Source organism: Mycobacterium sp. (assembly GCF_050701675.1).
Classification (GTDB): Bacteria; Actinomycetota; Actinomycetes; order Mycobacteriales; family Mycobacteriaceae; genus Mycobacterium.
In genome coordinates this window covers 1-11,836 of the sequence record NZ_JBOGDD010000830.1, presented here as the reverse complement: position 1 = coordinate 11,836, position 11,836 = coordinate 1, and the positions used below count along the sequence as shown (strand labels likewise).

Annotated in this window: 12 protein-coding genes; 9 read left to right on the top strand and 3 right to left on the bottom strand. The window is 66.0% G+C overall.

Annotated features, from left to right (window positions below):
- Positions 1-29: 29 nt before the first annotated feature.
- Complete coding sequence (locus tag ACRDUX_RS25390) at positions 30-992, bottom strand: phosphorylase family protein (protein WP_526417707.1); 963 nt, start codon at positions 990-992, stop codon at positions 30-32.
- A 109-nt stretch (positions 993-1,101) separates the two neighbouring features.
- Here ACRDUX_RS25390 and ACRDUX_RS25385 point away from each other — a divergent pair, with 109 nt between their 5' ends.
- Complete coding sequence (locus ACRDUX_RS25385) at positions 1,102-1,554, top strand: acyl-CoA thioesterase (protein ID WP_526417706.1); 453 nt, start codon at positions 1,102-1,104, stop codon at positions 1,552-1,554.
- A 54-nt stretch (positions 1,555-1,608) separates the two neighbouring features.
- Here ACRDUX_RS25385 and ACRDUX_RS25380 read toward each other — a convergent pair whose 3' ends face one another.
- Complete coding sequence (locus tag ACRDUX_RS25380; RefSeq protein WP_526417705.1) at positions 1,609-2,550, bottom strand: D-2-hydroxyacid dehydrogenase family protein; 942 nt, start codon at positions 2,548-2,550, stop codon at positions 1,609-1,611.
- Between the two features lie 42 nt (positions 2,551-2,592).
- On the opposite strand from ACRDUX_RS25380, the gene ACRDUX_RS25375 reads away from it, so the two are divergent.
- Entirely contained in the window at positions 2,593-3,030 is a 438-nt protein-coding gene (locus ACRDUX_RS25375; protein WP_526417704.1) for an SRPBCC family protein, read from the top strand.
- Here the strand turns inward: ACRDUX_RS25375 and ACRDUX_RS25370 are convergent.
- Positions 3,027-3,707, bottom strand: a complete 681-nt coding sequence (locus tag ACRDUX_RS25370) for a GntR family transcriptional regulator (protein WP_526417703.1) — start codon at positions 3,705-3,707, stop codon at positions 3,027-3,029. The genes ACRDUX_RS25375 and ACRDUX_RS25370 overlap by 4 nt on opposite strands.
- 156 nt (positions 3,708-3,863) lie before the next feature.
- Here ACRDUX_RS25370 and fadD5 point away from each other — a divergent pair, with 156 nt between their 5' ends.
- The 7 genes from fadD5 to ACRDUX_RS25335 form a co-directional block, all read left to right on the top strand.
- Positions 3,864-5,519, top strand: a complete 1,656-nt coding sequence (gene fadD5 / locus ACRDUX_RS25365; RefSeq protein ID WP_526417701.1) for a fatty-acid--CoA ligase FadD5 — start codon at positions 3,864-3,866, stop codon at positions 5,517-5,519.
- Between the two features lie 308 nt (positions 5,520-5,827).
- Positions 5,828-6,544, top strand: coding sequence for an MlaE family ABC transporter permease (locus tag ACRDUX_RS25360; protein ID WP_526386108.1), 717 nt, complete (start codon positions 5,828-5,830; stop codon positions 6,542-6,544).
- Position 6,545: 1 nt separating this feature from the next.
- Complete coding sequence (locus ACRDUX_RS25355; protein WP_526417699.1) at positions 6,546-7,415, top strand: MlaE family ABC transporter permease; 870 nt, start codon at positions 6,546-6,548, stop codon at positions 7,413-7,415.
- A 4-nt stretch (positions 7,416-7,419) separates the two neighbouring features.
- Complete coding sequence (locus tag ACRDUX_RS25350) at positions 7,420-8,649, top strand: MCE family protein (RefSeq protein WP_526417697.1); 1,230 nt, start codon at positions 7,420-7,422, stop codon at positions 8,647-8,649.
- The gene (locus ACRDUX_RS25345; protein ID WP_526417695.1) at positions 8,646-9,677 is read left to right on the top strand and encodes an MCE family protein; all 1,032 of its coding nucleotides are present in this window, start codon (positions 8,646-8,648) and stop codon (positions 9,675-9,677) included. Before ACRDUX_RS25350 ends, ACRDUX_RS25345 begins: the two co-directional genes overlap by 4 nt.
- Complete coding sequence (locus ACRDUX_RS25340; protein WP_526417693.1) at positions 9,674-11,275, top strand: virulence factor Mce family protein; 1,602 nt, start codon at positions 9,674-9,676, stop codon at positions 11,273-11,275. Before ACRDUX_RS25345 ends, ACRDUX_RS25340 begins: the two co-directional genes overlap by 4 nt.
- A 12-nt stretch (positions 11,276-11,287) precedes the next feature.
- On the top strand, positions 11,288-11,836 hold a 549-nt coding region (locus tag ACRDUX_RS25335; protein WP_526417691.1), incomplete at its 3' end, for an MCE family protein.

Below are 11,836 nucleotides of genomic sequence, written 5' to 3'. Positions count from 1 at the left end.
GGACGACGGTTTCGGCGAAACGGGGGAAGTCAGTTCGAGGGCGGATTCTTCAGCAAATCGTCCACGACGGGGCGGCCGACGATGTAGATGTTCTCCAGCGCCAGTTTGAATCCAGGGAACGACGACTGGTCGAGGTGCTGGACCACAGTCTGCCCCGGATGCGGCTGATCGAAGTCTCTAACCGTGCGCAGCGACAGATAGCGGTTCAGGTAACCGTGCGCATTGAGAGCCGTGGCGACCGCGTTGTCCTCCATCTGGGTGGTGCAGTAGACGCCCTTGCCCTCGGTGCGGATCTCCATGATGTACCTGGCTTGATCTGACGGCACCTTGCCGGAGAAGTAATCGTCGCCCGTCATGGTGCCGCACTTCATTACTCCCGGCGTGCGACCTCGCTGGCCCGGGTACAGCGTCCTCTCGGCAGCGGCCTCGGGGCTGTCAGCCAGTTTGGCCTCGCGGGTCAGCTGAAAAGCCCTGTCCACCAAGGCTTCATCGAGATGATAGGCAGCGGTGTGGTAATCCTCGACGGGTCGGTAGGCGAAGGGCACCTCGGGGGCCTCGCGGGGATCGAAGTGATTGCCGAGGTCGAAGTCCACCACCCAGTCAGCCCATGTCGCAGCGCCAAGCGTGCCCCGGTCGGGTGGGGAGCCGGCGATACCCGCGGTGAGGAAGTAGGCCTTGGAGAAGTCGAACTCTTCGCTGTTGAGGATGGCCATCATGGTGGTGGCCGCATTGGACTTGCCCTCACCGGTTTCGGCGACGCACAACCTGTCCGAGTTGCACCGCACCGGCTTGTACGCGCCAGGCACGTCCACCGTGGAGGGCAGCTGTTCGCGCTGCAGCCACACCTCGTGCTCCGGGGCGAACATGGTGATGACCAGTACCCCGACGTCGATCTTGTCGGAATCGTTCCTCGACCCGCTCGAACACCCGGGAGCCACGGCCAGAGCGGCCAACCCCAGCGCGATGGCAGATCTCCAGAACCGGTTGTTCATTGCGACAGATTAGGGGACTTGGCCGTCTCGCAATCAGTGGATCGAGGCTTGACGACGGGGAATGCGGCTTCGGCGAAGGGGTCCGGGCCCTGCCTGACACACTGACGCCGTGGGTGTCGATGAACGATCGCTGCGACCTGGCGACTTTCCGGTGCACTGGCCGGTGCTGACGCGGTGGACCGACAACGACATGTTCGGTCACCTCAACAACGCGGTCTACTACGAACTGTTCGACACTGCGATCAACGCGTGGATCAGCACCAGCGTCGACCTGGACCCGCTGACCGCCCCGTGGCTCGGCGTCGTGGCCGAGACGGGTTGCCGGTACTTCGCGGAGTTGAAGTTCCCCGATCCGCTGGTGGTCGGGCTCGCGGTGACTCGGCTGGGCACCAGCAGCGTCACCTACCGGCTGGCGCTGTTCGAACCGGACACCGGTGCCGGGGCCGTCGCGGCGGTCGGGCACTGGGTGCACGTCTACGTGGATCGGATCAGCAGGCGGCCGGTGCCGATCCCGGACGCCGTGCGGACGCTGCTCGCCACAGCGTTGACTCCGCCAGATTGACGCCATGCAGAGGGCGCACTTTCGCTGCGTGACGTCAATCTCGCGGGCCCGCGCTTACCGAGAGTCGAGCCATTCGGCGATGGCGGCGACGGCGTCGCGGAAGAAGATCCGGTACGGACGGTCGGCGACGTAGCCGATATGCGGCGTCGCCGTCACATTGGCCATGGTGCGCAGCGGGTGGTCGGCGGGCAGGGGTTCGACGTCGAACACGTCGAGACCCGCGCCGGCGATCGAGCCCGACCGCAGCGCACCGATCAGTGCGCCCTCGTCGACGATGGGTCCACGCGACGTGTTGACCAGCAGCGCAGAGGTTTTCATCGCCGACAGCTCTGCGGCTCCGACCAAGCCACGGGTGCGTTCGCTGAGTTTGAGGTGGATGGTCACGACGTCGGTGGTGGCGAAGAACTCGTCGCGAGGCAGGTAGCGGGCGCCGGCGTCGGCCGCCTTCTCGGGAGTCAGGTTCTGGCTCCATGCCACCACGTCCATCCCGAACGCCGCGCCGATGCGCGCCACCCGCGAGCCGATGCGGCCTAGGCCGAGCACCCCGAGCACGCGACGGTCGAGTTCGCGCCCGACGGTGGTCTGCCAGTGCCCCTCTGCCACTGCCTGGCGTTCGGTGACGATGTGACGCGCCGCAGCCAGGATGAGCGCCCAGGTGAGTTCCACCGTCGACCCGACGGATCCGCCCGTCGTGCTGGTGTGAATGCCGAGGTCGGCGACCGCCGTCATGTCGATCGACGCGTTGACGTTGCCCGTCGAGGCGATCATCCGCAGCTTGGGCAGGCGCTCGATGACGCTGCGCGGCAGCGGCGTTCGCTCCCGCATGACGAGGACCACGTCGAACGGCGCCAAACGCGCGACGAGTTCGTCGACGTCGGAGACGTGGTCGGCGAAGACGGTGACGTCGGCCCGCTCCGTGACGGGTGTCCAGTCCGCCATGCTCAGCGCGACGTTCTGATAGTCGTCGAGGACTGCGATTCGGATCGGTGTGCTCATCGGCCTCCATCGTGTCTCGTGTGGCGACGATATGCTCGCCCGATGCCGATCGTAAGCAAGACCGTCGAGGTCGAGGCCTCCGCCGAATCAATCATGGCGATCGTCGCGGACTTCGAGTCGTACCCGAAGTGGAACGAGGAAGTGAAGGGCGTGTGGGTACTGGCGCACTATGACGACGGCAGGCCCAGCCAGTTGCGTCTCGACGCCGCCGTTGGTGGCTTCGACATCACCTATGTCCAGGCCGTCTACTACCCGGGCGAGAACCAGATTCAGACCGTCATGCAGCAGGGCGATCTGTTCTCGAAGCAGGAGCAGTTGTTCTCCGTCGTCGCGATGGGTTCGACCGCGCTACTGACGGTCGACCTCGACGTCGAGACGACGATGCCCGTGCCCAAGCCGATGGTGAAGAAGATGGTCAACGACGCGCTGGATCACCTGGCCGACAACGTCAAGAAGCGCGCCGAGGAACTGGCCAGCTAGGTCCAGAGGCCCAACTCGTCGAGCCGCGCGGTGAGGCGTTGCGCCCCGTCGGTGAACTGGACGTCGGTCAAGCGCACCACGGTCTCGACGTCGTGGCGCCGCAGCGCCGCGATCAGCTCGCGTCGGTTCGCCACGGTGTGCCTACCCCACTCGGGGTCGTTGGCGTAGATGTGCGGGGGCAGGTATCTGGCGGCGTGCAGCAGGAACCACGCCAGCTTGATCCGGCCGGAGGCGCGGTTGAAGACCCGGTGAAAGGCGAACTCGGCGTCGGCCACCTCCACGGTGTCCCGACGCTCGATGGCGCCCGCCACCGCCTCGGCCAGGTGCTCGAGTTCGTCGATCTCGTCGTCGGTGATGCGTTCGGCGGCCGACCTGGCGAGCTGACCCGCGATCACGGCCTGCAACCAGAAGATGTCCTCGATGTCGCCGCGGGTGAACGCGGACACCACGTGACCGCGGTGGGGTTCGAGCTGCACCATGCCCTCACCGCGCAGCGTCCGTAGTGCCTCGCGCACGGGAGTGATGCTGGTGCCGAGTTCGGCCGCGGTCTCGTCGAGCCGGATGAACGTTCCCGGCCGCAGGGCGCCGGACATGATTCCCACCCGCAGGTATCCCGCCACCTCGTCGGAGAGCTGTTCGCGGCGGGGTCTGGGCCGCGGTCTCGTCGGTGCGTTCACGGCGCTCCGTCCCCCATTGCTTCCTCATTGGTAGTGCCTCTGGCGTGGGGTTGTCCCCGGGCCGCCGAGGCCATAGTGTGACCGGGGCAACACCATGTTTGATCAAATGTCAACGCCGCGCAACCCGCGCACCACGACACCAGGGGGCACCAGACGTTGACCGCTACACCCGCCGTTCCAGGACAGCCAGTGGAGCAGCCCTACCTGGCCCGTAGGCAGAACTGGACGAACCAGCTCGCCCGCCATGCTCTGATGCAGCCAGACGCGACGGCGCTTCGGTTCCTCGGCCAGACGACGACCTGGGGTGAGCTCGACCGCCGGGTGACGGCGCTCGCCGGCGCATTGAGCCGTCGCGGCGTCGGATTCGGCGACCGCGTGCTGATCCTGATGCTCAACCGCACCGAGTTCATCGAATCGGTCCTGGCCACGAATCTGCTCGGGGCCATCGCGGTGCCGGTCAACTTCCGCATGACCCCGCCCGAGATCGCCTTCCTCGTCGGCGACTGCCAGGCGCGGGTCGTGGTCACCGAGCCGGTCCTCGCAGCGGTGGCGACGGCGGTGCGACAGCTCGACCCGACGCTGGCCGACGTCGTCGTGGCGGGCGGAATCACCGAGGACGGCCTGCTGGGTTACGACGACCTGCTGACCGAAGAAGGACCGGCCCCCGCGGCGGTGGACATCCCCAACGACTCGCCCGCGTTGATCATGTACACCTCCGGCACCACGGGTCGGCCCAAGGGCGCGGTGCTCACCCACGTCAACCTCTCCGGTCAGGCGACGACGCACCTCTTCACCAGCGGTGCTGATCTGAACCACGACATCGGTTTCATCGGAGTGCCGCTGTTCCACATCGCGGGCATCGGCAACACCATCACCGGCCTGCTGCTCGGACGGCCGACGGTGATCTACCCGCTCGGCGCCTTCGATCCCGGCACGCTGCTCGACGTCCTGGAGGCCGAGCACGTCACCGGAATCTTCCTGGTACCCGCTCAGTGGCAGGTGGTCTGCGCGGCGCAGCGGGCCAGACCACGCCAACTGAACCTGCGACTGCTGTCGTGGGGCGCGGCTCCTGCATCGGACACCCTGCTGCGCGAGATGGCCGAGACGTTCCCCGGTTCGCAGATCCTTGCGGCGTTCGGCCAGACGGAGATGTCGCCGGTGACCTGCATGTTGTTGGGTGACGACGCCGTCCGCAAGCTCGGCTCGGTGGGAAGGGTCATCCCGACGGTCGCGGCGCGCGTCGTCGACGAGGAGATGAACGACGTCGCGATAGGCCAGGTCGGCGAGATCGTCTACCGCGCGCCAACGCTGATGGCGGGCTACTGGAACAACCCAGAGGCCACGGCCGAGGCGTTCGCGGGCGGTTGGTTCCACTCGGGTGACCTCGTCCGCCAAGACGACGAGGGCTACGTCTGGGTCGTCGACCGCAAGAAGGACATGATCATCTCGGGCGGAGAGAACATCTACTGCGCCGAAGTCGAGAACGTGCTCGCCGGGCACCCCTCGATCGGAGAGGCGGCCGTGATCGGCCGCGCGCACGACAAGTGGGGCGAGGTTCCCGTGGCGATCGTTGCCCTCGGCGCAGCCGCCGGGTCCGGTCTCACCTTGAGCGACCTAGAAGAATTTCTCACCGAGCGGCTCGCGAGGTACAAGCACCCGAAGGCACTCGTCGTGGTCGACGCGCTGCCTCGCAACCCGGCAGGCAAAGTACTGAAGACGGAACTGAGAGTGCGGTTCGGCGCGGCGCAATCCATTGACGTGGGCGAAAGTTCCACTGCTCCAACGGTTTCAGCCACCGCAACGGACGGCTGACCGGCAGCGATGTGTTTGCTAACGGTTGCGTACTCAATCCGGCCGATGCGGCGCACACGCGGAATACCATCAGGTACTCTCCTGTGGTCCGTCTTACTACCCGTCAGTAGGGAGACAGTGGTCACACACACGGAGCTGGGGCAAGGAGGAGGCGTGCGACAGGTTCTGCCGTTGCGCCGCAGTGATCGCGGCTTCGTCACCCGCGAGATGGCGAGACGCAGGTCGTGACCGCCCAAACGCCAGGTCTGTTCGACTACGTCCGCGACCAGGTTAGGCCAGGCCTCGAGGCCGTCGGCGGCTTCGTGAAGATGTGCGTGCTCACGGGCAAGGCGCTGTTCCGCAGGCCGTTCCAGACGCGCGAGTTCATCCTCCAGGGCTGGTTCCTGATGAGGGTCGCGTTCCTGCCCACCATCGCGGTCGCCATCCCGCTGACGGTGCTCATCATCTTCACGCTGAACATCCTGCTGGCGGAGTTCGGCGCCGCCGACATCTCCGGAGCGGGTGCCGCCCTTGGCGCGGTGACCCAGCTCGGGCCTCTGGTGACGGTGCTGGTCGTGGCCGGTGCCGGCTCGACAGCCATCTGCGCCGACATCGGCGCCAGGACCATCCGCGAGGAGATCGACGCCCTCGAGGTGCTCGGCATCGACCCGATTCACCGCCTCGTCGTCCCCCGTGTGATCGCCTCGACGTTCGTCGCCTTCCTTCTCAACGGCGCCGTGATCACGATCGGTCTCGTCGGCGGATTCGTCTTCGGCGTCTACATCCAGAACATCTCCGCGGGCGCCTACGTGTCGACGCTGACGCTGGTCACCGGCCTGCCGGAGGTCTTGATCTCGGTCATCAAGGCGCTGATCTTCGGCATGATCGCCGGGCTGGTGGGCTGCTACCGCGGCCTCACCGTCTCCGGTGGCGCCAAGGGCGTCGGCACGGCGGTCAACGAGACCCTCGTACTCTGCGTCATCGCGCTGTTCGCGGTGAACGTCATCATGACCACCATCGGCGTTCGATTCGGAACGGGGCGCTGACATGTCGACAAGTGCGGTCCTTCGGTCGCGGTTTCCCCGCGCAGTCGCAGGCAGCGAGCGGCTCGCGACCTCACCGGTCCGCTTCCTCGACAGCATCGGCCACATCGCCTGGTTCGTCGTCACGGCGGTCGGCTCCATCGGGCACGCCTTCCGGTACTACCGCAAGGAGATGCTGCGGTTGGTCGCCGAGATCGGCATGGGTACCGGGGCCATGGCCGTCATCGGTGGCACCGTCGCCATCGTCGGCTTCGTCACCCTCTCCGGTGGCTCGCTGATCGCCATTCAGGGCTTCGCCTCGCTGGGCAACATCGGTGTCGAGGCGTTCACCGGGTTCTTCGCCGCACTCGTCAACGTCCGCATCGCCGCGCCGGTCGTCGCGGGCCAGGCACTGGCCGCCACCGTCGGTGCGGGCGCGACGGCCGAGTTGGGCGCGATGCGCATCAGCGAGGAGATCGACGCACTCGAGGTCATGGGCATCAAGTCCATCTCGTACCTGGTGTCGACGCGCATCATGGCCGGCTTCGTCGTGATCATCCCGCTGTACGCGATGGCGATCATCATGTCGTTCCTGTCGGCCCAGATCACCACGACGCTGTTCTACGGGCAGTCGACGGGCACCTACGAGCACTACTTCCGGACGTTCCTGCGGCCGGACGACGTGGCGTGGTCCTTCGTCCAGGCCATCATCATCTCGGTCATCGTCATGCTGAATCACTGCTACTACGGCTTCTACGCCAGCGGCGGCCCGGTCGGTGTCGGCGAGGCCGTCGGACGGTCGATGCGCGCATCGCTGATCGCGATCGTCCTGGTGGTCCTGTTCGCTTCGTTGGCGCTCTACGGCACCAACGCAAACTTCAACCTGACGGTGTAGCCGGATGACCGCCCCAGGCCAGACGCATTTGCCGATCAACGAGCCGCGGACGCCACCGTACAAAGTCGCCGGGCTGGTCCTGCTGGTGATCTTCGTCGTTGTCGTCGGTCTCGTCTGGATGCAGTTCCGGGGTGACTTCGCCGAACCGGAGAAGTTGACGCTGATCTCCTCGCGCTCGGGCCTGTCGATGGACCCCGGCTCGAAGGTCACCTACAACGGTGTCGAGATCGGCCGGGTCGCCGACATCGTCGCGATCAACCAGGACGGCGAGCCGAAGGCGAAGGTCACCCTCGACGTCGACAAGCAGTTCATCCATCTGATCCCGAAGAACGTCGACGCTCAGATCAAGGCGACCACGGTGTTCGGCAACAAGTACGTGGCGTTCGCCTCGCCGAAGAACCCCTCACCCGAGCGGGTCTCCTCGGCGAAGCCGATCGGCGTGTCGTCGGTGACCACCGAGTTCAACACCCTCTTCGAGACCGTCGTGTCGGTGGCGCAGAAGGTGGACCCGGTCAAGCTCAACGAGACGCTGACCGCCACGGCGCAGGCGCTCGATGGATTGGGTGAGCGGTTCGGTCAGTCGATCGAGAACGGCAACGCGATCCTGGCCGACGTCAACCCGCTCATGCCGCGGATCCAGCAGGACAACCAGCGCCTTGCCGACCTGGCCGACGTGTACGCCAACGCCTCACCCGATCTGTTCGACGGGCTGAAGAACGCGGTCACGACCGCGAAGACGCTCAACGACGAGCAGGGCAACGTCGACAAGGCCCTGATGGCCTCGGTCGGGTTCGGCAACACCGGCGGCGAGATCTTCGAGAAGGGGGGTCCGTACCTGGTGCGCAGCGCCGCGGACCTGCGTCCGACGACCTCCCTGCTCGACGAGTACAGCCCGATGCTGTTCTGCACCATCCGCAACTACCACGACGTCGAACCGAAGATCGCGTCGTCGCTGGGTGGCAACGGCTACTCGCTGAACACGCACACCGAGATCCTTGGCGCGGGCAACCCGTACGTGTATCCCGACAACCTGCCGCGGGTCAACGCCCACGGCGGCCCCGAGGGCAGGCCGGGCTGCTGGCAGCCCGTGACCCGCGACCTGTGGCCCCAGCCGTACCTGGTGATGGACACCGGCGCCAGCCTCGCTCCCTACAACCACCTCGAACTCGGCCAGCCGCTCGCCATCGAATACGTCTGGGGACGCCAAATCGGGGAGAACACGATCAACCCATGAGAATCACCGGTACAGCGATCAAACTCGGCGCACTCTCCCTGGTGCTGCTGCTGTTTACCGCGGTCATCATCGTGGTGTTCGGCCAGTTGCGCTTCGACCGCACCACGGGTTACTCGGCGATCTTCAAGAACGCCAGCGGCCTGCGCGCGGGCCAGTTCGTCCGTGCCTCTGGCGTCGAGGTCGGCAAGGTCAGCAAGGTCGAGCTGATCAACGGTGGCGACGAGGTGGAAATCGACTTCAACGTCGACCGGTCGCTGGAGCTGTTCGGTGGGACGACCGCCTCGATCCGCTACCTGAACCTGATCGGTGATCGCTACCTGGAGCTCAAGCGCGGCGACGACAACACCAGGTTTCCCGCCGGCAGCACCATCCCGGTCGAACGCACCGAGCCTGCCCTTGACCTCGATGCTCTGATCGGCGGTTTCCGGCCGCTCTTCAAGGCTCTGGACCCAGACAAGGTCAACAACATCGCCCAGTCGCTCATCACGATCTTCCAGGGTCAGGGCGGCACCATCAACGACATCCTCGACCAGACCGCGTCGCTGACGGCGGCGATCGCCGACCGCGACCAGGCCATCGGCGAGGTGGTGCGCAACCTCAACACCGTGCTCGACACCACCGTCAAGCACCAGCAGCAGTTCGACGACACGGTGAAGAACTTCGAGACGCTGATCACCGGTCTGAAGAACCGCGCCGACCCGATCGCGTCGTCGGTCGCCGCCATCAGCGACGCCGCGGGGTCCGTCTCCGACCTGCTCGGCGACAACCGCCCACTGCTGCAGAGGACCGTCACCGACCTCGAGATCATCCAGCAGCCGCTGGTCGACCAGAAGGATCAGTTGAACGACACACTGACCAAGATCCCCGCCGCGCTGAAGATCATCGGGCGCGCCGGTGGCATCTACGGCGACTTCTTCAACTTCTACGCCTGCGACATCACGCTGAAGTTGAACGGTTTGCAGCCGGGCGGCCCAGTCCGGACCGTCAAGATCACGTCGCAGCCGTCCGGTAGGTGCACACCGCAATGAGATCCATCGAGGGCAACAACCGGACCCACAACGGGCTGATGGGCATCATCATCCTGGTGTTGGTCCTCGGCGTGGGCCAGAGCTTCGCCAGCGTGCCGATGCTCTTCGCCACACCGACGTACTTCGCGCAGTTCACCGATACCGGCGGCCTCAACACCGGCGACAAGGTGCGCGTCGCCGGCGTCGACGTCGGCGAGATCCGCTCGTTGGAGATCAGCGGGGACAAGGTGCTGATCGGGTATTCGCTCGACGGAATCAAGATCGGCACCGACAGCCGGGCCAACATCCGCACCGACACGATCCTTGGCAGGAAGAATCTCGAGATCCAGCCGAAGGGCTCGAAGACGTTGGGCGCCAACGGTGTTCTGCCACTGGGGCAGACCACCACGCCCTACCAGATCTACGATGCCTTCTTCGACCTGACCAAGTCCGCCGCCGGCTGGGACACCCAGACGGTGAAGAAGTCGCTGAACGTGCTGTCGGAGACCATCGATCAGACCTATCCGCATCTCAGCGCGGCGCTCGACGGCGTGGCCCGGTTCTCCGACACCATCGGCAAGCGCGACGAGGACATCAAGCAGCTACTCGCCAACGCCAACAAGATCGCCGGTGTGCTCGGCAGTCGCAGCGGTCAGATCAACTCGCTGTTGGTGAACGCAAAGACCCTGCTGGCCGCCGTCAACGAGCGCTCGTATGCCGTTGGTCAGCTACTGGAGCGGGTGTCGGCGTTCTCCCAGGAGGTGCGCGGCTTCATCAACGACAACCCGAACCTGAACAAGGTGCTGACGCAGCTGAACACCATCAGTGATGTCCTGGTGGCCAGGAAGTACGACCTCGCCGACACGCTGACGTCGCTGAGCAAGTTCACCGCGTCGCTGGCCGAGGCCATCGCGTCCGGCCCGTACTTCAAGGTGATGATCGTCAATCTCCTGCCGTACCAGATCATTCAGCCGTGGGTCGACGCCGCGTTCAAGAAGCGGGGCATCGATCCCGAGGAGTTCTGGCGCAACGCCGGGCTGCCTTCGTTCCGGTACCCGGACCCGAATGGCCAGCGGTTCCCCAACGGCGCACCGCCGCAGGCTCCCACGCCGTTGGAGGGCACCCCCGAACATCCCGGCCCCGCCGTGATCGCTGGTTCGCCGTGTTCCTACGCACCGGGCCCCGGCAACTTCCCGACGCCCGGGAATCCGATGCCGTGTGCCAACACTCCGGTGGGCCCGTTCGGCAACAACCCGTACGGCGCCAACAGCTACGGCCCGCCTGACGTGCTCGGTGCACCGCCGAATCCGAACGCGCCGCCACCGGCGCCCGGGGTGCCAAGCGCCGCCTTCCCCGGGGAGTTCTCGCCGCCGGTGCAGGGCGTGCCGTCGGCGCCGCTCGCGCCGGGGAATCCCGGAGCCCGGACGGTTCCGATCACGCCGGGTCAGCCGTCCGATCCGTACATCGCTCCGGGATCACTGCAGGGTGACGGCACCTCGCCGCTTCCGCCTGCACTCACGGGACCGCCGCCGCCTCCCGGCCCTGGACCATCGATCGGTGGTGGCGGCGAGCCGCTGCCAGGCAACCCACCGTTCCTTCCGCCCGGATCACAAGGTTAGGGGGCTTCAGAGATGTCGACGATCTTCAACGTCCGAAACATGAAGATGCCCGCCCTGACCAAGGGGGCGGTGATCATCGGCGCGATCATCGTGATCGTCGCGGTGGTCGCCGCGTTCCTGGGCTGGCACCTGTACAGGAAGCTGACCACGAACACCGTGGTCGCCGAGTTCCCGCAGACGCTGGCGCTGTACCCCGGCGACAAGGTCCAGATCATGGGTGTGCGGGTCGGCACGATCGACAAGATCGAGCCTGCCGGTGACAAGATGCGGGTGACCTTCAACTACCAGTCGAAGTACAAGGTCCCGGAGCTGGCCACGGCGTCGATCCTGAACCCGAGCCTGGTGGCGTCGCGCACCATTCAGCTGTCGCCGCCCTACACCGGTGGCCCGGTGCTGCAGGACGGTGCCGTCATCCCCGAGGAACGCACCCAGGTCCCGGTCGAGTACGACGAACTGCGCGACTCGCTCAACCGCATCCTGACCGACCTCGGACCCACCAAGGAACAGCCCAAGGGCCCGTTCGGTGACGTCATCGAGTCGTTCTCCGACGGCCTTGCGGGC